Genomic DNA, 22,665 nt, shown 5'->3' with positions numbered 1-22,665 from the left:
CGGTTCGCTGTGCGTGCCTCCGGAGCTGGCGCAGGCTCTGGCCTCGGCGGGTGGCCGGCTCTTCCACCCCGCCCACCCGGTCCGGCCCCACGCACTCCTCCGCCACTTCCGACGCGGTCCCGGCGCCGCCGACCGAAGCCCAGGTCACCCTCCGCAGCCCGGCCGAACTCGCCGACGCCTTGCCGTATCTCATGGGCTTCTATCCGGATGACAGCATCGTCCTGATCGCGCTGCACGGCGACCGCGGGCGCTTCGGCGGTCGGGTCAGGCTCGGTATCCCCACCGACACCGCGCAGTGGCCGGATGTCGCCGACCAGCTCGCCGACTGTCTGATCTCCGCGGGCCAGGAGCGTGACGCCCGGCCCGAGGCGATCCTCGTCTACCTCTGCCAGGAGCCCGCGGAAGGCGAGAGCGGCAAGGACGTCAAGGACCGGCTCCGGCCGCTCGCCCAACGGCTGCGTACCGCCTGCGGTGCGCTCGACGTACCGGTCCTGGAAGCCCTGTGCCTGTCCAACGGCCGCTTTTGGTCCTACTGCTGCCCCGACTTCCGGTGCTGCCCCGCGGAGGGCACGCCCATGGTCATGCCCGGCACGTCCGTGATGGCCGCGGCCGCCGCATACGCGGGTATGCAGGTGCGCGGCTCGCTCAAGGAGATGGAGGCCAGGCTGATGCCCCGTACCGGCAGGCGGGCCGCGGAGCAGGAGAAGGCGCTGGACGCGGCGGCCGGCGCGCTGGTGCCGCGCATGCTCGAGAGGGACGGCGCGGCGACCGTCCGGCGGGACACCCTCGACCTGGCCGGCGCCATGATCCACCGGTTCCGTCAGGACACCCCCTCGGGCAGCAACCGGGCCCGGGACGCCTGCGACGACGCGCTGATCACCGATGCCGAGGCCGCCGATCTCATCCTCGGCCTCCAGGACCGGGTCACGCGCGACCGGGCAGCGGAGTGGATGGACGGCTCAGTTGCCGCGCCGGCCCTCCGGCTCTGGCGCGCCCTCGCCCGCCGCTGCGCCGGTGGCTACGCCGAGCACGCGGCGGCCCCGCTCACCCTCGCGGGCTGGGTCTGCTGGTCCACCGAGGACGGACCGTCGGCACGCATCGCCCTCAACTGCGCCCTGTCGCTCGACCCCGACTACACCTTCGCCCAGTTGCTGCACCGCGCCATCAATGAAGGCCTCGATCCGGAGCCGCTGCGCCGCTGCCTGCGCGAGCAGAACGATGCGGTGACGAGCGCCGCCGAGGATGCGCCCGCGCCCGCCACCGATTCCCCGTCCACCACCAAGGAGACACGACGGCCGACCAGGCGCGGGCCGGCCGGCCGCCCCCGCGGACCTCGCGGCGGCACGGGCCCCGGCACCCGTTCGACGGACGGTCGCGGCAGGCGCCGGGCCGGCCGGGACGGCGACCGGAGCCGGCGGTGAACACGACATGGCAGCGCGGCCGGCGTGACCTGGGCGCCGGCCGGGCCGTTCACCTGAGTGGCGTAGGCCGTACGAAGCCCCGACCTCACCAGGGAGCGCAGAGCGTGCCAGGCATCGTCCCCCTCACTCAGCCGGTTCATCGGCCGCCCGGCGAGCGCCGCCCGGCGCCGCCCCGGCCCCCGCAACCGCAACCCGTCCACTCCTCACTCGTCTGTGTGGCCCTCCCGGCCCTCGCGGTGTCCCCGGCGTCGGGGCAGCTGACCGGCCACGGCATGGACGGCTTCTATCGCGACGGACGGCGGGCCCTGTCCCGCTGCGAACTCCGGGTCGCGGGCGATGAACCGCTCGTCGTCCAGGGGAGGTTGAACGGTGCGGACCGGGCCCGGTTCCTCGGGACGATCCGCAGGGCGGGAGAGCGCGGACCGGACCCGGACATCCGCGTGGAACGGCTGCGCTCCGCCGACGGCACCGAGCGGATCACCTTCCACAGCAGCTCCGCGCGGCCCGTGCGGCTGCCGGTCGAGATCCGGCTGGGCACGGACCTTGCAGAGCTCGGAGCCATCGCCGTGGGCCTGCCGGGGCCGGAACGGAACGCCACTGTCCACGGCTCCGGGCTGCGTTGGTCGGGGCCCGGTGTGCATGCGGTGGTGTCCGCGTCGCCCGCACCCCAGGACGCGCTCGCCTCGCCGGGCCTGCTGCGCTGGGAACTGGATCTGCCACCCGGCGGCCGCCGCACCATCGAGCTGCACACCGCACTGGAACAGGACACCGGCGGACCGGCAGGCGACCGCCGCCCCGGCACCGTCCTCATCCCCGGCCCGCGCACCGGACCCGGCGTGACGCGCACGCGCAGTGCCCGCCCACCGCGTCCCTGGACGGCGGCCCGGCTCGAATGTGACGACCACCGGGCCGACGTGCTCATGGCAGCAAGCCTCGACGATCTGCACGGCCTGGTGATGCGTGATCCGGCCGCCGCAGCGGACATCTTTGTGGCCGGCGGATTCCCCTGGCGCTGTGGACTGGCACCGGTCGAGGCGCTGTGGGCCGCGCGGATGCTGCTGCCCTTGGGCACCCGGCTCGCCGCGGGCACATTGCGGGCGCTCGCCCGTAGCCAACAAGCCGCACCAGGCGCGGATTTCGGCCGAATTCCCGGTCCGCTCCGGGACGCCGGACCGCATGCCCCGCCAAGCTGCACCGGCATCGAGGCGACCCTTCTGTTTCCCACCGTCCTCGCGGAGGCGCGCCGCTGGGGGCTTCCCGAGCAGGAGACGGAGCGGCTGCTGCCCGTTGCGGAGCGCTGCCTGCGATGGCTGAGGACCGTCACCGATCCACCGGGGGGCAGCTGCGGCGGCTACGTCCCCGACCCCGCGCCCGACGGACCGTACCGATGCGAGACCCAGGCTCATGCCCATCGCGCCGCTCTCCTGGGTGCCGATCTCCTCGAAGCCGTCGGATCATCCGACGCGACGGCGCTCCGGGACTGGGCCGCTGACCTGCGCACCCGGTTCCGCAGGGACTTCTGGTGGGAGGACAACGCAGGCGGCCGCCCCGCCGCCCTGCTCACCGCCGATGGGCGGCCCGTCCCGCACCTCGGCTCCACCAGCGTCCCTCTCCTCGATACCGGCCTGCTCGGCGGCGGGGCCCTGGCACCCGGCTTGCTGGACGCCACCCAGACCGACCAACTGGCCAGAGCACTGGAGAGCCCCGCCATGGACTCCGGATGGGGTCTGCGTGGAAGGGGAACCAGGGAGAGCGGCTACAACCCGTTCGGCCACCGCAGCGGTGCGGTCCGCGTCCACGACACGGCGATCGCCGCCGCCGGACTGGCCGCGGCGGGCCATGAGCGGGCAGCCGGCGCCCTGACCAGGGGAATCCTCGATGCGGCGGACAGCTTCGGCTACCGCCTCCCCGAGATGTACGCGGGGGAGCAGCGCACCGCCGGCGGCGTCCCCGTACCGCACCCGGCGGCCTGCCGCCCCGCTGCCGTGGCGGCGGCCGGTGCGGTGCACATACTCGTCGCCCTCGCCGGTCTGCGCCCCGATGTTCCTGCCGGGACGGTGTCCGTGCGGCCGCTCGCCACCGCCCCGCTCGGCGCGCTACAGCTGACCGGCCTGAGCGTGGCCGAGCAGCCGTTCGCCGTACGGGTCAGCAGACTCGGCATGGGGCTGGTGGAGACGGCGGCGGAAGGTCTGCAACTGGGCTCGTGAGGTGGTGATGGGCCTGTTTATCGTCAGGCGGACGACTATGATCACGCCATGCCTCCCTACGACCCGTCGGCCTTCCCGCCCTTTGCCGTCACTGTCGATCTGGTCGTGCTCACCGTGCGCCGCCACGCCCTGTGTGCGCTGGCCGTGCGGCGCGGTGAGCCGCCGTTCCAGGGCCGCTGGGCCCTGCCCGGTGGATTCGTCCGGGCCGACGAGGACCTCGAGGGCGCGGCCGCGCGGGAGCTCGCCGAGGAGACCGGTCTGCACGCCCAGTCCCCGGCCGGTCCGTCACCCGTGTACGGCGCACACCTCGAACAGCTCGCCACCTACGGCGACCCCAAGAGGGACCCCCGGATGCGGGTCGTCAGCGTCGCGCATCTGGTACTCGCCCCCGACCTGCCCGCTCCCAAGGCCGGCGGCGACGCCCACAGCGCGCGCTGGGCACCGGTGGAGACCCTCCTGGGGCAGGACGACACCCTCACCCGCGAGGGTGAGCTGGCGGCTCCGCTCGCGTTCGACCACGCCCGGATCCTGGCCGACGGTGTGGAGCGCGCCCGCTCGAAGATCGAGTACTCCTCGCTCGCCACGGCCTTCTGCCCACCGGAGTTCACCGTGGGCGAGCTGCGCCGCGTGTACGAGGCGGTCTGGGGGGTGGCCCTGGACCCCCGTAACTTCCACCGCAAGGTGACCGGCACCCCCGGCTTCCTGGTGCCCACGGGCGGTACGACGACGCGTCAGGGCGGCCGTCCCGCACAGCTGTTCAGAGCCGGCGGGGCGACGCTGCTCAACCCGCCGATGCTCCGCCCCGAGGTCTGAGCGTCGCGGACAGCGCGCGACACCGAAGGGGCGAAGTTCACCCACGGTGACACGGCGAAGCGTCAAGGTCGAGCAATTACGAGAAAATAGGACATATCGCGGTTACTTTGGCCGGGTGAGTCCTTACGTCGCCACGCCCGCTTACCGCCGGCTTCATGCCCCGCAAGGGGCGTCCGGCTCACCGCCGTCGGACCCGTTCGGCGCCCCCAACCGCCCATGCCCGCCCGCCGTCGGTGTCATGGGTGTGTGGCTCCGCCCGGCCGGGGCGCCGACGTGAGGGCGACCAGCCCTGTCGGGCCCGTAGCCGGTGGTCCCGGCCCCTGTGTCCCGGCCGATATCGCGCTCTCCGGCCCCTGGTCCGACGCTGTCTTCGGTCCGCCTCTTCGCTGTTGGGTCATGGAATGTCCTGCCGTCGCGGCAAGTTGAGCGAAGCGGCTGTCGGGTCCTGCCGGAGTGAAAAGAGGGGCCGGTGGTGTATTCAGTTCCGGCGTAACGGGATTGCCGGAGAATTCCCGTCGAAGTGCCTGAGGTGAGGTCTCACGTGCCCCTGGCGGCGGCGTCAAGAGCCCGTTCGGAATTGACCAATGCGCACCGGTTCGTGATGCGGTTCACGGCCCAACCAGCAGACGGGGCAACGGCGTTGCCCGCGCCCTTCTGGCCTGTGGTGATGCGCTCTCGGTGCGGTGCGACTGCTGCTGCTGATCGAGTAAGGCATATGTTTTGGTGCGCTGTTGTTGTGGCCACTGTCCACAACTCGCCGCAGAGAGCGCATTTCTTTCCGATAAAGCGTCAATTCAGGGATGGGGGGCGATCACCCTTTCGTGTGCTTTTCACCAAAGACCTCAAGGGTGTTCAGGGTGTCGCCGACAACAGATGCGTGAGTACCCTTGCGCACACCATGATGACCGCGGCTCGCCCCGGCGACACCGGCCTCGCAGGCCCGGGCGAGCTTGACCGCTACCCCTACGCCAACGCGGGCAACGCCGCGAACGCCGCCAGCGCGGCCGGCCAGGACCGTGCAGAGCGCGTTTCGCAGGTCTGGGACGGCTCAGAGGCAGACATCGGCCGGGTCGGCCGTCGCGCGGCCGGCAGCCGCGGACGTGGCCTGCACGGCCAACTCGTCCAGCAGCTGGGCCAGATGATCGTCTCAGGCGATCTCGGGGCCGACCGCCCGCTCGTCCCTGAGGAGATCGGCCAGCGCTTCGAGGTCTCCCGCACCGTCGTCCGTGAGTCGCTGCGAGTCCTCGAGGCCAAGGGCCTCGTCAGCGCCCGCCCGAACGTCGGCACCCGGGTACGCCCGGTAAGCGACTGGAACCTCCTCGACCCGGACATCATCGAGTGGCGGGCCTACGGGCCGCAACGCGACGACCAGCGCCGTGAGCTCTGTGAGCTGCGCTGGACGATCGAGCCCCTCGCCGCCCGGCTCGCCGCGGGCCACAGCCGTGAGGACATCCAGCAGCGGCTCGCCGACATGGTCGAGATCATGGGCCACTCCGCGGCCCAGGGCGACACCATGACGTTCTCCCGCGCCGACGCCGAGTTCCACTCGCTGCTGCTGCAGCTCGCCGGCAACCGCATGCTCGAGCACCTCTCGGGCATCGTCTCCGCCGCCCTCCACGTCTCGGGTGGTGCCGCCGGCGGCTGCGAGCGACCGGTCGAGACGTCCGTGGGACAGCACATGCGGGTCGTCGACGCCATCGGCTCCGGCGACGCCACGGCGGCCGAATCCGCGATGCGCCAGCTCCTCGCCGCCCATGGCGAGGTCGCCGGACAGGGCTCCGGGACGCCCGTCGATCACGTCGTCCCCGCGCCCCGCGAGCACTGAAGGCCCGTACCCGACGGCGTACGGACGGTGGGCGCCGCGTGGCTTCCGTGCCCTGCACGCCCCTCCGGGCAGGGCACGCCGTACGCGGCGCAGGCGCAGAAGATCGCCGGATCCGGGTCGTCGACCGGATCCGGCGACAGGTCTCGGGAGGGTTGCATGTCATATGACTGGGAATGGGTCGTTATGGGGTGTGACTCGGGCCACGCAGATTGGGCGTAACACTCTTCAGGGAAGCGCGATGACTTAAGAGGTGATAGCCGAGGAGGGAATAAGAGCGGCGTGAATGACGCTGTTCAACTCCCCGGTTGCCCCTGCGCCGTCGGTCCATCCCCACCGGCGGTCGTCGGCTCCGATCCACAGTGGACGGGGTCGGAAGCCGTTTCCATCGTTCCGAGAGGTTGTTCGTGTCGGCCAGCACATCCCGTACGCTCCCGCCGGAGATCGCCGAGTCCGAGTCTGTGATGGCGCTCATCGAGCGGGGAAAGGCAGATGGGCAGATCGCCGGCGATGACGTGCGTCGGGCCTTCGAGGCTGACCAGATTCCGCCAACCCAGTGGAAGAACGTTCTGCGCAGCCTCAACCAAATCCTCGACGAGGAGGGTGTGACGCTGATGGTCAGTGCCGCAGAGGCGCCCAAGCGCACCCGCAAGAGCGTCGCAGCGAAGAGTCCGGCGAAGCGCACCGCCACCAAGACCGTCGCGGCGAAGGCCGCCACGGTCAAGAAGACCACCGCCGCCGCGACCCCCGCCCCTGTGGCGGACCCGCCGGCCGGTGAGTCCGAGTCCGCGCCCGCGAAGAAGGCAGCGGCGAAGAAGACGGCCGCCAAGAAGACCGTCGCGAAGAAGACGACGGCCAAGAAGGCCACCGCCAAGAAGACCGCGTCCAAGAAGGACGTCGACGAGCTGCTCGAAGACGAGGTGACCGAGGAGACCCCGGCGCCCGGTAAGGGCGACGCTCCCGAGGCCGCCGAGGGCGCGGAGAACGCCGGCTTCGTCCTGTCCGACGACGACGAGGACGACGCCCCCGCGCAGCAGGTCGCCGCGGCCGGCGCCACCGCCGACCCGGTCAAGGACTACCTCAAGCAGATCGGTAAGGTCCCGCTCCTCAACGCCGAGCAGGAAGTGGAGCTCGCCAAGCGCATCGAGGCGGGCCTGTTCGCCGAGGACAAGCTGGCGAACGCCGACAAGCTCGCGCCGAAGCTCAAGCGTGAGCTGGAGATCATCGCCGAGGACGGCCGCCGGGCGAAGAACCACCTCCTGGAGGCCAACCTCCGTCTGGTCGTCTCCCTGGCCAAGCGGTACACCGGCCGCGGCATGCTCTTCCTGGACCTGATCCAGGAGGGCAACCTCGGTCTGATCCGTGCGGTCGAGAAGTTCGACTACACCAAGGGCTACAAGTTCTCGACCTACGCGACGTGGTGGATCCGCCAGGCCATCACCCGCGCCATGGCCGACCAGGCCCGTACGATCCGTATCCCCGTCCACATGGTCGAGGTCATCAACAAGCTCGCGCGCGTCCAGCGCCAGATGCTCCAGGACCTGGGCCGCGAGCCCACCCCGGAGGAGCTGGCCAAGGAACTCGACATGACCCCCGAAAAGGTCATCGAGGTCCAGAAGTACGGCCGCGAGCCGATCTCGCTGCACACCCCGCTGGGTGAGGACGGCGACAGCGAATTCGGTGACCTCATCGAGGACTCCGAGGCGGTCGTCCCGGCCGACGCGGTCAGCTTCACGCTTCTGCAGGAGCAGCTGCACTCGGTTCTCGACACCCTCTCCGAGCGCGAGGCCGGCGTCGTCTCCATGCGCTTCGGTCTCACCGACGGTCAGCCCAAGACCCTGGACGAGATCGGCAAGGTCTACGGCGTCACGCGTGAGCGGATCCGTCAGATCGAGTCGAAGACCATGTCGAAGCTGCGTCACCCGTCGCGCTCCCAGGTGCTGCGCGACTACCTCGACTAGTTCGGGCCCGCCCGGACAGTGCCACGAGCCCGGTCTCTCCCCGCTGAGAGGCCGGGCTCACGCATGTCCGGGTGCGCAGGGTGATCGATGGCGTCACTCTGGGTATGCATGCACTGTCCCGGAGTCAGGAGTCCGTATGCGTCCGACCGCCCACGCTGCCCTTGCGGCCCTCGCGCTGGTCCTCGCCCTGCCGGCGTCGGCGGCCGCGGACGGGGTGGTGATCGGTGGCAGACCCGCACCGTTGTCGCACAGTCCCTGGGCGGTGGCGCTGGCCTCTCATGGGCGCTTCGGGGCCCAGCGCTCCGGCCAGTTCTGCGGCGGCGTGCTCGTCGGGCACTCAACGGTGGTCACAGCGGCGCACTGCCTTAGCAGAGAGGTGCTGGGCGTCTCCTGGCGGCAGGTGCGGGACCTGAGGATCGTCGTCGGACGCGACAACCTCACCGGTGGCGGGGGCCAGGAGCTCAAGCCCGCGAAGGTCTGGGTCAACCCCGGCTACAACACTTGGACGAACGACGGTGACATGGCCGTCCTCACGCTGGCCAGGCCGGTTCCGAACCGGCCCATCCCGATAGCGGGACGGCACGACAGCGCCTACCGCCCGGGGAACGCGGCCACGGTCTACGGCTGGGGGGACACCACGGGCGGGGGCAGCTATGCGTCACAGCTGCGGGCGGCGCACGTCAATGTGCTGCCCGATGCGGTCTGTGCGCGGGCCTACCCGGGCAATGCCGACGGTAGGTACCGTGCGCAGTCGATGCTGTGCGCAGGGGAGCCGACCGGCGGCAGGGACGCCTGCCAGGGGGACAGCGGTGGGCCGCTGGTCGTCCGGGGACGACTCGTGGGGCTGGTGTCATGGGGGACCGGCTGCGGCCAGGCGGGCAGTCCAGGGGTCTATACGCGCGCCTCTGCGCTGCTCCCGGCGGTGTCCGCACACGGGGCCGGCTGATCCGCGCGGAGAGCTCTCAGGCCCGCGTGAGGACGCACAACTGCGGGCGGCCTCCCGGTGGTGTCGGGGGGCCGCCCGCAGTACGGCGCTGTGCCGCTGTTCGCTCGTCGTGGATGCGAAGTGTCAGCGTTCCTCATCGGACGCGGACGCCGGAGAAGCGGTGAGCCGCTCCGTCTCGTCCTGTATTTCCGCGGCGATCTTCTTGAGTTCTGGCTCGAACTTGCGACCGTGATGGGCGCAGAAGAGCAGTTCTCCGCCGGACATCAGGACGACGCGCAGGTATGCCTGGGCGCCGCAGCGGTCGCAGCGGTCAGCGGCCGTCAGCGGGCTCGCGGGTGTCAGAACAGTAGTCACGTCGCCTCTTCTCTAGCTCGACGAGCTGTCGTACCAGGGTCAACATCCAACCAGGCCGAAAACGTTCCCGCTCGTGCCTTTTCCTCGAAAAAACTCTCCGAGGGGGCCGGGTGCTGCCGGGTGGCGGCGAATGAGCCGTATTGCTTGGTGGTCTGATTCACGTTGGTCGTTGGGTCTGCCCTCCCGGCTGGCTTGCCGGTTGTTGATGAGGACGTGCCCGGAGCCTAAATGGTTCATGCCTCGAAGGGAACGTGATGTGCACGTCACTGCGACGTCACCCCAACGAGGGATCGAACATGCGAGCGAAATTCTACTAGCATGAGCATGCTTACGGGTGGCGTCACATCGGCTCTACCAGGCCTCGGTACCCTCTGACCGGCGACACCGCCACAACCGAGTCCGCGGAATGCGGGCTGCCAGAAATTCAGCGAGGAGCGAACCGCGTGACCGCCGAGATGTCCGTGCCGTCCACCGCAGTGCTGACCGGGGCAGACCGGGACGGTTCCAACTACACCGCGCGGCATCTGCTCGTCCTCGAGGGGCTCGAAGCCGTCCGCAAGCGTCCCGGCATGTATATCGGCTCGACGGACAGCCGTGGCCTGATGCACTGCCTGTGGGAGATCATCGACAACTCCGTCGATGAGGCGCTGGGCGGCTACTGCGACCATATCGAGGTGATCCTCCACGACGACGGGTCGGTGGAGGTCAGGGACAACGGCCGGGGTATTCCCGTCGACGTCGAGCCGAAGACCGGCCTCAGCGGCGTCGAGGTCGTGATGACCAAGCTGCACGCCGGCGGCAAGTTCGGCGGCGGCTCGTACGCGGCCTCCGGCGGACTGCACGGCGTCGGCGCCTCGGTCGTCAACGCCCTGTCCGCGCGGCTCGACGTCGAGGTGGACCGCAGCAGCAAGACGCACTCGATCAGCTTCCGGCGCGGCGTACCCGGCATCTTCACCGAATCGGGTCCCGACGCCCCCTTCGATCCGGGCAACGGCCTGCTCAAGGGCAAGCGGATCCCCAAGACCAAGACCGGCACCCGGGTGCGCTACTGGGCCGACCGGCAGATCTTCCTCAAGGACGCCAAGCTCTCCCTGGAGACGCTGTACGCCCGCGCGCGGCAGACGGCCTTCCTCGTACCGGGCCTGACCCTCGTCGTACGCGACGAGCGGGGCATCGACGGCGCCGGCAAGACAGAGGAGACCTTCCACTACGACGGCGGCATCAGCGAATTCTGCGAGTACCTCGCGCAGGACAAGGCCGTGTGCGATGTGCTCCGGCTGTCCGGCCAGGGCACGTTCAAGGAGACCGTCCCGGTTCTCGACGACCGCGGCCACATGACGCCGACCGAGGTCACCCGGGAGCTGGGTGTCGACATCGCGCTGCGCTGGGGCACCGGCTACGACTCGACGATCAAGTCGTTCGTCAACATCATCGCGACGCCCAAGGGCGGCACCCACGTCTCCGGATTCGAGCGGTCGATCACCAAGACCGTCAACGAGGTTCTGCGGTCGAGCAAGCTGCTGCGCGTGGCCGAGGACGACGTCGTCAAGGACGACGCCATGGAGGGCCTCACCGCGGTCGTGACCGTACGACTGGCGGAGCCGCAGTTCGAGGGGCAGACCAAGGAGGTGCTCGGCACCTCCGCCGCGTCCCGGATCGTCGCCCAGGTGGTGAGCCGGGAACTCAAGGCGTTCCTGACCTCCACGAAGCGGGACGCCAAGCAGCAGGCGCGCTCCGTCCTGGAGAAGGTCGTCGCCGCGGCCCGTACGCGCATCGCCGCCCGGCAGCACAAGGAAGCCCAGCGGCGGAAGACCGCGCTGGAGTCGTCCTCGCTGCCGGCCAAGCTCGCGGACTGCCGCAGCGACGACGTCGACCGCAGCGAGCTCTTCATCGTCGAGGGCGACTCGGCGCTGGGCACCGCGAAGCTGGCGCGGAATTCGGAATTCCAGGCGCTGCTGCCGATCCGCGGCAAGATTCTCAATGTCCAGAAGTCATCCGTTTCGGACATGCTCAAGAACGCCGAGTGCGGGGCCATCATCCAGGTCATAGGGGCCGGGTCCGGCCGGACCTTCGACATCGACACCGCCCGCTACGGCAAGGTCATCTTCCTCGCCGACGCGGACGTCGACGGCGCCCACATCCGCTGCCTGTTGCTGACCCTCTTCCAGCGCTACATGCGACCCATGGTCGAGGAGGGCCGGGTCTTCTCGGCCGTCCCGCCACTGCACCGCGTCGAACTGATCAACCCCAAAAAGGGCCAGGACAAGTACATCTACACCTATTCGGACAACGAGCTGCGCCAGACCCTGCTCGAACTCCAGCGCACGAAGGTCCGCTACAAAGACAGCATCCAGCGCTACAAGGGCCTGGGTGAAATGGACGCCGACCAGCTTGCCGAGACGACCATGGATCCGCGCCACCGTACCCTGCGCCGCATCAACATCAGCGATCTCGAAGCCGCCGAGAAGGCCTTCGACCTCCTGATGGGCAACGAAGTCGCCCCCCGCAAGGAGTTCATCACCAACTCCGCGTCCACTCTGGACCGTTCGCGCATCGACACCTGAGCCGTCCGCGGCCTCCGACGGGCGTTTCTCCACCCCTGGGTGGAGAAACGCCCGTCGCCTTTTCCACCCGGGCCCCACCCTGGTGCCGATCCGCACGGTGGCGCCGCTCCATAGCGTCGGAGACGTCGAAATTCCCGTCCCATGGAGGGCCAGGTCATGAGCGGCACGCTCAACATCGTTGTGATCACCGGCGTCATCGCGCTGGTGTTCATCCGGCAGTTCGCGGCGCAGCGCATCTCGTCGGAGGGCAAGGCGTGGTGGCTGATTCCGGTCGTCCTGACGGTCATGGCGGTGCGGCAGCCCGGCCTCGTGGACCCGGCACACCACGTGGCATCGGCCGTCCTCCTGGGCCTGGAGATCCTGATCGGGCTGGCCTGCGGCGCCGGCTGGGCCTGGACGACGCGCATCTGGACGGACGAGGACGGTGCGGTCTGGACCAAGGGAAGCTGGGCGGCGGCCGGCGTGTGGCTCTGCGGCATGGTGCTGCGGGTCGGTCTCATGGGTATCGCCGCGGCCATGGGCATCCACCAGGGCAGCGCGGCCACGATGCTCTCCGTTGCTGCGATGCTGCTGACCCGGGCCGGCGTCACCACCTGGCGGGCCCAGGTAGTGCATCGGACGTACCGTGTCCCTGTGGCGGGCTGAGCCTCTGTGCGCGCCGTGGAAGGGACCGTAGTGCCGCCGAACTCCTGGACGAGCTGGCCCTTGCGGGAATCGCTGTCCCGTGAGGGCGTCAGTGGCGCCCGGTTGTGGATCGGCCGGTCGGTGCGCATTGCAGTAGTGGCGGGGCTGGTGTGGACCACCCTGGTGGGGCCGGCCTTCACCGGATGGCGCCTGATGGCGTTGTGCACCGGCGTGGCCGTCACGATGCTGGCGTTCCGCGGCTTCTTCCGGACGACGCTGGCCCGTCACCTGTGGCCGTCCATCGGACTGTTCGCCGTACTGGTGGCTGCGGCCCTCGGCTTTGCATACGTGGGGGCGCGGACGCCCGCCGTCGTCCTGTGGTGCGCCTGCGCCGTCATCGCCATGGAGCGGTTGCCCATGAGCGTCGCCGTACCGTGCTCCGCCACCGCCCTGAGCGGGTACGCCGCACTGAACCACGACAACTGGTGGGCGACCGCCGCAACAGCCGTGGGCCTGGGACTGGCGGGCTACGTCGTACGGCTGGACGCCGAGGCGCGCGGCAACACCCAGCGGCTGCTGGCGCAGGAACGGGCCGCCCGTAAGGCCGAGTCGGAATCGGCGGCGCTCACCGAACGCGGGCGGATCGCGCGCGAGATCCACGACGTCCTCGCACACAGCCTGAGCGCCCAACTGGTGCACCTGGAGGCCGCGCGGCTGCTGATCCAGCGCAGCACCGACCTCGAGGCCGACCGTGCGCAGCTCCTGGAGCGGGTGACGGCGTGCCGGGGAATGGCCCGTGAAGGGCTGGACGGCACCCGTGAGGCGCTTTCCGCGCTGCGCGGGGAGATGATCCCGGTCGAGGACTTCCTGCGCCGCCTGACCGCCACTGAGGGCGTCCGGCTGGCTGTGACGGGTACGGCCCGTGTCGTTCCGGCCGAGGCGGGCCTCGCGGTCCGCAGGGTCGCCCAGGAGGCGCTCACGAACGTACGCAAGCATGCCCCGGGCGCCCGGGTGAGCGTGCGGCTGGAGTACGCGGCGGACGACATCGGGCTGGAGGTGCGCGACTCCGGCGGTCGCGGCACGCCCGGCGAGCTCGCGGAGACCGGCTCCGGGTACGGTCTGCTCGGGATGCGAGAGCGCGCCGAACTCCTCGGCGGAACACTGGAGTCCGGCCCCGACGAGGAGGGTTTCGTGGTGCGGTTGCGGGTGCCCGCATGACGGCGGGCACGGTGACGCGGGTCGTGGTCGCCGATGACCAGACGGTGGTGCGCGAAGGAATCGTGATGCTGCTGGGGCTGCTGCCGGGAATCGAGGTCATCGGATCTGCCGCGGACGGTGAGGAAGCGGTCCGCCTCGTCGCCGAACTCACCCCCGACGTCGTCCTGATGGACCTGCGGATGCCGCGCTGCGACGGCGTCGAGGCCACCCGCCGTATCCGCGCGGGGCACCCCGGTACCCAGGTGGTGGTGCTCACCACCTACGCGGACGACGACTCGCTCTTTCCCGCTCTCCAGGCCGGCGCCCGTGGCTATTTGACCAAGGATGCCGACGGCGACGAGATCGTCCGCGCCATCGCCGACGTGATCTCGGGCGAGGCCGGGCTGTCGCCCAGGATTCAGCGCAGGCTGCTGGAGCGCTTCACGGAGCCCGTGCGGACGGCGCCGCAATCGCCCGACGAGCGCCCGGACGGACTGACTGCCCGTGAGGTGGAGGTGCTGCGGCTGGTCGCCGAAGGTCGGTCTAACCCGGAGATCGCCCGTACCCTGCATGTTTCCACCGCGACCGTGAAGACCCACATCAACAATCTCTTCGCCAAAGCGGGGCTGCGGGACCGGGCGCAGGCCATCCACTACGCGTACCGTCACGGCCTTGCGCAGCCGCCGCAATAGTCCGTCACCTGATGGGGTGAAGGGTTCGCAATGAAGAGTCCAGGATCTTCCTTTCTGTCCACTCTTGGGCCACACGGACAACAAACCCGTGCACCAAGGAGAGTTCGGTGGACAAGCAGGACGGCCGTTCGGCCGGTGAGTCAGGGGCCCTACGGCTCGACGACCCCTGGTACGACGCTCTCGCCTCCGGGTGGGGCGAGCTGGGTGAGGCGGCAAAACCAGCGGGCGAGTGGGACCGCACAGGGAAGCCCGAACCGGTACCGGTACCCACGCCGGTCCCGGTAGCGGAACCACGATCCGCGCCCCACGACGAGATCTATCTGGCGGTGCAACGAAGTACGGCTTTCCAGGAGGTGCGTCGTCGCTACCGGCGATTCGTCCTCCCCGGCACAGCGGTCTTCCTGGTCTGGTACCTCGCCTATGTGGTGGCAGCGACCGCAGCGCCGGGCCTCATGGCTCATCGCGTCGTCGGCGCCCTGAACGTCGCGATGCTCGCAGGACTCGGTCAGTTCGCCACCACGTTCCTGCTCACCTGGGCCTACGCGCGCCATGCCCGGCTGCGCAGGGACCGCGCGGCGCTCGACATCCGCTGGGAAACGCAGGAACTCACCGGGGGGAACATCCGTTGACCGGCGACCATCAGACCCTCGCACTGGTTCTGTTCAGTGTGTTCATCGCCGTCACCCTGGCGATCACGACCTGGGTGAGCCGCCGCCGGCACGGCTCCGCCGAGGAGTTCTACGCGGGCGGGAGGCTCTTCTCCCCCATGGAGAACGGATTCGCCATCGCGGGTGACTACATGTCCGCCGCGTCCTTCCTCGGCATCTCCGGACTGATCGCTCTCTTCGGCTACGACGGCCTGCTGTACTCGGTCGGCTTTCTCGTCGCCTGGCTCGTCGTCCTCTTCCTCGTCGCCGAACTGGTCCGCAACTGCGGAAGGTTCACCCTTGCCGATGTCGTCGCCGCCCGGATGCGGGAGCGCCCCGTCCGCATCGCGGCCGGCACGGCCTCCGTCACCGTGTCCGTGCTCTACCTGGTGGCACAGATGGTCGGCGCCGGCAGTCTTGTCGCCCTCCTCCTGGGCGGGGCGAGCCAGCAGGCCCGTACTTGGATGGTGATCGGGGTCGGCGCCCTGATGGTGGTCTACGTCGCCTTCGGCGGCATGCGGGCCACAACCTGGATCCAGATCGTCAAAGCGGTACTCCTCATGGGCGGTGCCATCGCCCTGACCGTCCTGGTACTGATCCGGTTCCACGGCGACATCAACGCCCTGTTGAACACCGCCGCCGAACGCAGCGGTCACGGCCGTGACTTCCTCACTCCCGGTCTCAAATACGGCGGGGGCTGGACCGCGCGGCTCGACTTCATCAGCCTGGGCATCGCTCTGGTTCTGGGGACGGCCGGGCTGCCGCACATCCTCTCCCGCTTCTACACCGTTCCCACGGCGCGCTCCGCCCGTCGCTCCGTCGTCTGGTCCATCGGTCTGATCGGCGGCTTCTACCTGATGACCATCGTGCTCGGCTTCGGTGCTGCAGCAGTGCTGGGCAGCTCGGCCGTCCATACGTCCAATACGGCCGGCAACACCGCTGTCCCGCTGCTCGCCCTCAACCTGGGAGGCGGCGCCGGTTCGACCGGGGGAACGGTTCTCTTCGCGGTGGTGGCCGCGGTCGCGTTCGCCACCATCCTGGCCGTTGTCGCCGGCATCACGCTCGCCTCGTCGGCCTCGGTCGCACACGACCTGTATGCCTCGCTGCGACGCGCGCGCGGCACGGCGCAGGACGCCCAGCGTGCCGAGGTGGCCGTGGCGCGTATTGCGGCGGTGGCGGTTGGCGCGGTTGCCATCGGCCTCAGCCTGCTTGCCCAGGACCTGAACGTTGCCTTCTTGGTGGGCCTGGCCTTTGCCGTCGCTGCTTCAGCCAACCTGCCGGTCCTGCTGTACACCCTCTTCTGGCGCCGCTTCACGACCCGGGGGGCGGTCTGGTCCGTGTACGGCGGTCTGATCCCGGCGATCACCCTGGTCGTCCTCTCACCGGTGGTCTCCGGTGGCTCGGAGTCGATCTTCCCTGGACTGGACTTCGCCGTCTTCCCGCTCGACAACCCCGGTGTCGTATCGATCCCGCTGGGCTTCCTGATGGGCTGGCTGGGAACGCTGCTCTCCCCAGAGGCTGCCGACGAGGCGCGGCATGCAGAGACGGAGGTACGGGCGCTCACGGGGGCGGGGGCGGCTTAAGGGGGCCCCGACAAGTCCAGGGGCGGGCAGGCCCTGGACTTGGAGGGCACGGGCAGGACGGGCGGGATTGCACACAGCCGTGTGGCGGATCCCTGGCCCTCGCCCTTCCCGTACGCTCTGCCATCCCCGCATCCGTCGCTCCCCGGTGGTGGTTGGCGGGCCTAGACCCACTCGTATCGGTGCTCGGGGCGGCCGGTCTCGCCGTACTTGAGGGTGAGGCGCACCCGCCCTGCGCGCTCCAAGAGCTTGAGGTAGCGCTGGGCGGTCTGCCGGCTCAGTCCCGCCTGGAGAGCGACGTCCTGCGCGGACAACGGGGCGTCCGCGGAGCGCATCACTGAGCGCACGCGGTCGGCGGTGGCGGTGGAGTGCCCCTTCGGCAACTCGGCGGGGCCCGCGTTGGCGGCGCCCAACACGCCGAAGATCCGGTCCACTTCGGATTGCTCCGCCTGTCCGCCGCCCGCAAACGTGCGGTGCAGTGCCGCGTAGCCTTCCAACTTGGAGCGCAGGCCCGCGAAGGTGAACGGCTTGACCAGATACTGCAGGGCACCGTGGCGCATGGCAGCCTGCACGGTGGCGACATCGCGCGCCGCCGTCACCATGATCACGTCGGTGAGCAGACCGCGGCGTCGCAGGTCGCCGACCAGCTGCAGGCCTGTCCTGTCGGGAAGGTAGTGATCCAGAAGGATCAGATCGACGGGGTGACTTTCCAAGGCTGCAAGGGCTTCCGCAGCGGTGTGCGCGACGCAGCTGACCCGGAATCCGTCGGTCTTGGCGACGTACGCCGCATTGATCTTTGCCACGTGCACATCGTCGTCCACGACCAGTACGTCGATCATTGGCTGGCCTCGGTCGCGCCCCCGGGAAGGCGAGTGTCCAAGGTGGCTCGCCCGGAGCTGTGGGTTCCCGTGGTTGCCTCCTGGGAGGCCTCACGCCCCTCTGGAAGCTCGTCGGACAGCGCGTCGGGGACCGTGACGGTGAATACCGCACCGCCGCCGGGGCGCTCGCCGACCTCCGCGCTGCCTCCGTAGCGCTCGGCGAGGCGCCGTACGAGCGCCAGACCGATGCCGCGCTGCCCATGGGCGGGCGGATCCTTGGTCGTCCAGCCCTCGGTGAAGATCTCGGCGCGACGTGCTTCGGGCACGCCGGGTCCGTTGTCGCTGACCTGTACAACGGCGGTCCGGCCAACGGTGCGAACCTCGGCTTCCACGAGTGCGTCGCGCTCACCCGACGTGGCATCCAGGGCGTTGTCGATGAGATTGCCGAGCACGGTGACGAGACTGTGCGGATCGACCAGACGGTCGGGCACATGCGTATCGGGGGAGATGCGAAGGGAGGCACCGCGCTCGGTGGCGACTGTGGCCTTGCCCACCAGGAGGGCAGCCAGCAGGGGATCGTGGATGCGCTCGGTGACCTGCTCGGCGGTCGCACGATGCACGCCTACGGCTTGTGTCACAAACTCCACTGCCTCGTCGTGCAGCCCGAGTTCGAGCAGACCGAGGAGAGTGTGCAGCCGGTTGGCGTGTTCGTGGTCCTGGGCACGGAGGGCATCGATGAGTCCGCGGGTGCCGTCCAGTTCGCGGCCGAGCCGTTCCAGTTCGGTGCGGTCGCGCAAGGTGATCACGGCACCGCCGTCTTCAGTGGGCATACGGTTTGCCACCAGAACCCGGTGCCCGCTGACGGCCAGCAGGTCTGCCCCCGACACGCGGCCGGCCAGGACATCGGTTGTACGGCCAGGAGGCAGGACCGTGTCCAGGGGACGGCCGGTGTCCTCGGCGCGTAGCTCGAGGAGTCGCTGTGCCTCGTCGTTCATGAGGCGGATACGGCCGTGCTTGTCGAGCGCGAGGAACCCCTCACGGATGCCGTGCAGCATTGCTTCCCGCTCGGCGAGGAGCGCGGAGATGTCGGAGAACGCCAGGTCGTGGGTACGGCGCTGGAGACGGCGGGAGACAATGTAGGCAGCGAGGGCGCCTACGGCGAGGGCTCCACCCGCGTAGGCAAGCAGCTGAGGGACGGTGGAGAGCAGCCGTTCCCGCACACTCTCGTACGCGATGCCGACGGAGACGGCTCCGACGATCTTGCCTTGCTCGTCACGGAGCGGGACCTTGCCGCGTGCGGACCGGCCGAGAGTGCCCTCGTCGATCTGCATGACTTCCTGGCCGGAGAGCACGACGCTGGGGTCGGTCGAGACATGGCGTCCGATCTCGTCCGGGTCGGTGTGGGACCAGCGCACCCCCCGCTTGTCCATGATCACGACGTACTCGGCCCCGGTGGCGGCGCGAATCCGCTCCGCCTCGTTCTGTACGGGACCGTGGCGCGTGGGACGGGAGGACTCCAGGGCGTCGTCGAGATGTGACTCGGCGGCGGTGGTCTGCGCGATGGACAGGGCGCGGCGCATTGCTTGATCATCGAGTTGCGCACTGAGCGGGGCGAGGAACAGGCCGGTGGCCAGTGCGGTGACACCCGCGGCGATGGCCAGCTGCACCATCAGGACCTGGGAGAACACCTTCCGTGGCCAGCCCAGTCGCGGCCGGTGCAGCCTGGAGGCGGTCGGTCGGCGGTCGGGATGGGCGGCGAGCCGAATACCGGACGTGGCCGTGCTGCTGTGCGACGGGACAGTGCTGGCGAGCGAGACCGTCGCGGCGGCGGGAAGCGGCGCGGAACCCGAGGGCTCTGTGGCGCTCGGGCGCGGAACGGACTCTTCCTTCTCGCCCATACGAACGAACAGTAAGCGCGGTGATGGTCGGGCCGGTAATCCCTCATAAGGGCGAATTCGGAGGGTGGCCGGGTGGCGACGCATATGTGACACCGCCTGAGTGCGTCGCGATCACGGGCTGCCGCGGATGCACGTTCTGCTGCTGCACGTGGTTATCCACAGGCCTGGCGATTGCGGAACGTGCGCACCTAGCCTCGAACGGTGAAGTCGACAGGCTCTGCGTCCAGCGGTCCGACGCCGTGCGGGTGCAGGGCGAGGTGTGCGACAGGTGCACGGAAGGGAGCGGCCATGTGGTCGACGGGGGATGGCTGCGGGGCCTGGCGTAAGTCGTGGAGGGTGGCTGGCGGTGGACCGCTCGGTTGCCGCTGGGCCGGGGACGCGCTGCCCCGGCGCAGCTGGTCAGTGCGTTTCGCCTGTAGCGTCACGTGGTCCTGGCGTAGCCGCGTGCGGCCGGAAGGGGCTCGCCCGCCCGGCAGAACGAGCCGCAGTGGTCACCGGCTTCCGGTCGAGCGCTGGACCGGCAGTGATGCGGTCTCGCATGTGCGTCGGGGGAGAGAAGAAGAGCGCCGTGAAGGACCCGTCGGGTGCCTGGGTGAACCCCTGAGGTCAGCTGCTGACGGCCTGCGCCCGCCTCCGCGGCATGCCGTTCGCGGCGGCGACGGAGGCAACGGCCATACGCGCCGGTGGACTGAGCGGCGCACCACAGCTGGCGGGCGTCGCAGCACCATCGGCCCGCTGTTCGACGGTGACCCGCCAGCTGCGACCGTCGGAGTGCGCCACGGTGACAACCCACGTAGGGAAGGCTCCCGCGAACGCAGAGCCACCGCTCGTCCGGCCGTCGGCAGGTTCGGGCCGCACCGTGTCGGTCCGTACGATGTCGAGTGCGTCCGCCCGGTCCTCCGCGATCAGCTCGCGGACCGCAAGGTCGGCGGCCTGGCCCGGCCGGTCCCAGGCCGAGCGGCCACGGCAGTGGTCGATCGTGATCCGTCCATCGCGCGCCGCTTCCACAGCCTCCTTGACGAGAGGGGCCGAGGCGCGTCCGTAGGCGTAGCCGTAGGGGAGGACGAAAAGGGTGGGGGAGAAGCGATGCCCCCCGATGTGGGTGACCTCCCAGGCCTCGGTTCCGCCGGCGGCGAGCTCGGCGGCCAGCGGGCGGCCGAGCAGGGCGCAGCAGCGGTCCCGCTTGCCGTTGGTGCACACGAGGACCAGAGGCTCACCGATGTACGGCTCCCAGAGGTTGTGATGCTCACCCGCTCCCAAAGCCGTGAAGTCCAGCCCGAGAGTCGCCCGCGGGTCGGTGACGGTGGTCGTGCGGATCCAGGCGCGTCCGGGGGCGGTGTGTGCGAGGAACATCCGGCGCCGGGACGTGCCGTGGCAGTCGGCATGACGGCCAGGCCGGCGGATCAGAGCGACTCGTACGCCCGTACCCTCGGCCGCGGCCTCCAGGGCCCGGCCGACGTCAGGGTCAAGGTGACTGTCCGTCAGCGCATGGGTTCCCCAGGGCCCGGTCTGCTCGATGAGCAGCCAGGTCCGGGCGGTGGCCGCGGTCGCGGTGAGAGATTCGGCCGATTCACGGGAAGCGGTGGCACAGGTACTCACATAGGTGAGCCTAACCTCATTCGCCCGGCGTCGGATGTCGGGTGGGTCTCCAAGTGACGGCGAAGGCCGCGCGCCGCCTTACCTGGCGGTCCTAGGGGGGCAACCGCTGAGCCGACCACGGCGGTGCTGGTGATCTCGCCGCCGGCGTCGTATCGAGATGTGCCCGAACACCACGACCGCTTCCCCTATGGCAACGGCTGCGGCGGGCGGGGGCCGTGGTACTGGCCGCTGGGGCGCAACCGGAGGGGATGTTCGGTGTATTCCTCCAGGGCATGGGCGATCCAGCCGGCCGTGCGGGCGATGGCGAAGATGGTTTCGCCGGCCTCGGCCGGCATGCCTGTTGAGACGGACAGCACAGCCAGTGCCAGGTCGACGTTGGCGTGCAGTTCCGTGTGCCGGGCTGTGGTGGTGATCACTTCGCGGGCGGCCTGCAAGGCGGTGCGGGCTTGCGGCACATCCTCCAGGAGCCTGAACAGGGCGCGGGCTCGTGGGTCCTCGCCGGGATAGAGGGGATGACCGAGCCCCGGCACTCGGCGGCCGGCCCGCAGATGGTCGGCGACGACGGCAGCCGCACTGCCCCGGTCCTGCACCTCCACCAGCATCCGGTGGGCAAGTCCGCTTGCCGCGCCGTGCAGCACGCCGTCCAGCGCTCCGAAACCGGCCGAGATGATCGCGTACGGATGGGCACGGGCCGAGGCGGCGACCCGGACCGCGAGCGTCGAAGCGGCGAGGTCGTGGTCGATGAGCAGGACCAATGCGGCGTCCAGGACACGGAGTGCCTCGGCGTCGGCCGGTTCCGAGGTCAGTCGTGACCAGAGGCGGGTGGCAAGAGGATCGGTAGCGGGTGGCTTCTGGGACTGCGACGGCAAGGCGTCGACCAGGGTGGGGATCAGACTGCGGGCGATGTCGACGACGGTGTCCTCGGACAGGTCGAAGCGCAGCGGGTCGGCAGCTGCCGCGGCAATCACACCGACCCGTAGCCGGTCCATCGGTCCGCTGTGTGCCGGAAGCGCCTGTACGGCGCGGTGGGCAGCGGACAGTACGTCGCGTGGTGCCGTGAAGCGGATGCCGGGCCGTAGTTCGCCGGTCCACAGCCACTCGGCGACTTCCTCGTAGCTGTAGTGGGCGGCGAGTTCCGACGTGTCGACGCCTCGGAAGTAACAGTGGTTGCGGTCGATCAGCGTGATGCCGGTGCGGATCGCCAACTCGCCAGCGGGCGCAGAAGGTTCGCGGCGGCCGGCGCGGCGGGCCAGCGCATCGACCTCTTTCGCGTCGAAGGTGCTGCCGCGGCTGCCCGGCTCCCGGCGGCTGGCAAGTTGGCCGCGGCTGACATACGCGTACACCGTCTCCGGCTTCACGCCGAGCCGCTCGGCCGTCTCCCGGGTGCTCAGTCGCTGTCCGCCCCTGCCCTGCGCCGCTTCCTGATCTGCCATGGGATCACCGTATCCGGGACATCCACATTGATGGAATCAATATTGACAAGTATTGAGTCCAGCATAGACAGTCGGATCAATATTTGGGT

General features: G+C 69.8%; 17 protein-coding genes. 12 read left to right on the top strand and 5 right to left on the bottom strand.

Features of this window, described 5'->3' with window-relative positions; all coding sequences use genetic code 11:
* Positions 1 to 50 precede the first annotated feature (50 nt).
* The 6 genes from EST54_RS21970 to EST54_RS21945 all read left to right on the top strand — a co-directional run bounded on the left by EST54_RS21970 (position 51) and on the right by EST54_RS21945 (position 9,170).
* Positions 51 to 1,421, top strand: coding sequence for a DUF4192 domain-containing protein (locus EST54_RS21970; protein WP_244942587.1), 1,371 nt, complete (start codon positions 51 to 53; stop codon positions 1,419 to 1,421).
* Between the two features lie 215 nt (positions 1,422 to 1,636).
* Complete coding sequence (locus EST54_RS21965; RefSeq protein WP_129249424.1) at positions 1,637 to 3,628, top strand: glycogen debranching N-terminal domain-containing protein; 1,992 nt, start codon at positions 1,637 to 1,639, stop codon at positions 3,626 to 3,628.
* Positions 3,629 to 3,676: 48 nt separating this feature from the next.
* Positions 3,677 to 4,441: an NUDIX hydrolase gene (locus EST54_RS21960; protein ID WP_129249423.1), complete on the top strand. Its 765-nt coding sequence runs from the start codon at positions 3,677 to 3,679 to the stop codon at positions 4,439 to 4,441.
* 823 nt (positions 4,442 to 5,264) lie between these two features.
* Positions 5,265 to 6,266, top strand: a complete 1,002-nt coding sequence (locus tag EST54_RS21955; RefSeq protein WP_129249422.1) for a FadR/GntR family transcriptional regulator — start codon at positions 5,265 to 5,267, stop codon at positions 6,264 to 6,266.
* Between the two features lie 404 nt (positions 6,267 to 6,670).
* Positions 6,671 to 8,224: an RNA polymerase sigma factor gene (locus EST54_RS21950; RefSeq protein ID WP_129249421.1), complete on the top strand. Its 1,554-nt coding sequence runs from the start codon at positions 6,671 to 6,673 to the stop codon at positions 8,222 to 8,224.
* Between the two features lie 136 nt (positions 8,225 to 8,360).
* Positions 8,361 to 9,170, top strand: coding sequence for a serine protease (locus EST54_RS21945; RefSeq protein ID WP_129249420.1), 810 nt, complete (start codon positions 8,361 to 8,363; stop codon positions 9,168 to 9,170).
* 123 nt (positions 9,171 to 9,293) lie between these two features.
* On the opposite strand, the gene EST54_RS21940 is transcribed toward EST54_RS21945, so the two are convergent.
* The gene (locus tag EST54_RS21940) at positions 9,294 to 9,524 is read right to left on the bottom strand and encodes a DUF7455 domain-containing protein (protein WP_003981845.1); all 231 of its coding nucleotides are present in this window, start codon (positions 9,522 to 9,524) and stop codon (positions 9,294 to 9,296) included.
* Between the two features lie 443 nt (positions 9,525 to 9,967).
* Here EST54_RS21940 and EST54_RS21935 point away from each other — a divergent pair, with 443 nt between their 5' ends.
* The 6 genes from EST54_RS21935 to EST54_RS21910 all read left to right on the top strand — a co-directional run bounded on the left by EST54_RS21935 (position 9,968) and on the right by EST54_RS21910 (position 16,831).
* A complete protein-coding gene (locus EST54_RS21935; RefSeq protein WP_129249419.1) occupies positions 9,968 to 12,088 on the top strand; it encodes a DNA gyrase/topoisomerase IV subunit B in 2,121 nt (706 codons plus the stop codon).
* A gap of 156 nt (positions 12,089 to 12,244) precedes the next feature.
* Positions 12,245 to 12,733: a DUF1453 domain-containing protein gene (locus tag EST54_RS21930; RefSeq protein WP_167511589.1), complete on the top strand. Its 489-nt coding sequence runs from the start codon at positions 12,245 to 12,247 to the stop codon at positions 12,731 to 12,733.
* Positions 12,734 to 12,763: 30 nt separating this feature from the next.
* Positions 12,764 to 13,930: a sensor histidine kinase gene (locus tag EST54_RS21925; protein ID WP_129249429.1), complete on the top strand. Its 1,167-nt coding sequence runs from the start codon at positions 12,764 to 12,766 to the stop codon at positions 13,928 to 13,930.
* Complete coding sequence (locus EST54_RS21920) at positions 13,927 to 14,601, top strand: response regulator transcription factor (protein WP_129249417.1); 675 nt, start codon at positions 13,927 to 13,929, stop codon at positions 14,599 to 14,601. Before EST54_RS21925 ends, EST54_RS21920 begins: the two co-directional genes overlap by 4 nt.
* 107 nt (positions 14,602 to 14,708) lie before the next feature.
* Positions 14,709 to 15,230: a DUF485 domain-containing protein gene (locus EST54_RS21915; protein ID WP_129249416.1), complete on the top strand. Its 522-nt coding sequence runs from the start codon at positions 14,709 to 14,711 to the stop codon at positions 15,228 to 15,230.
* On the top strand, positions 15,227 to 16,831 hold the full coding sequence (locus EST54_RS21910) for a solute symporter family protein (protein WP_129249415.1): 1,605 nt from the start codon (positions 15,227 to 15,229) through the stop codon (positions 16,829 to 16,831). The genes EST54_RS21915 and EST54_RS21910 overlap by 4 nt, the downstream gene beginning before the upstream one ends.
* Positions 16,832 to 16,992: 161 nt before the next feature.
* On the opposite strand, the gene EST54_RS21905 is transcribed toward EST54_RS21910, so the two are convergent.
* From EST54_RS21905 to EST54_RS21890, 4 genes are all read right to left on the bottom strand, one after another.
* Positions 16,993 to 17,667, bottom strand: a complete 675-nt coding sequence (locus EST54_RS21905) for a DUF7342 family protein (protein ID WP_129249414.1) — start codon at positions 17,665 to 17,667, stop codon at positions 16,993 to 16,995.
* A complete protein-coding gene (locus EST54_RS21900; protein ID WP_129249428.1) occupies positions 17,664 to 19,316 on the bottom strand; it encodes a sensor histidine kinase in 1,653 nt (550 codons plus the stop codon). Before EST54_RS21900 ends, EST54_RS21905 begins: the two co-directional genes overlap by 4 nt.
* Before the next feature lie 834 nt (positions 19,317 to 20,150).
* Positions 20,151 to 21,143: a sucrase ferredoxin gene (locus EST54_RS21895; protein WP_129249413.1), complete on the bottom strand. Its 993-nt coding sequence runs from the start codon at positions 21,141 to 21,143 to the stop codon at positions 20,151 to 20,153.
* 185 nt (positions 21,144 to 21,328) lie between these two features.
* On the bottom strand, positions 21,329 to 22,576 hold the full coding sequence (locus EST54_RS21890; protein WP_129249412.1) for a citrate synthase family protein: 1,248 nt from the start codon (positions 22,574 to 22,576) through the stop codon (positions 21,329 to 21,331).
* Positions 22,577 to 22,665: the final 89 nt, after the last annotated feature.

The sequence above is a fragment of the Streptomyces sioyaensis genome (assembly GCF_004122735.1).
In the GTDB taxonomy this organism is placed as follows: Bacteria; Actinomycetota; Actinomycetes; order Streptomycetales; family Streptomycetaceae; genus Streptomyces; species Streptomyces sioyaensis.
Note: the sequence above shows the minus strand (reverse complement) of the source record. Positions and strands in the feature narration are given on the sequence as shown.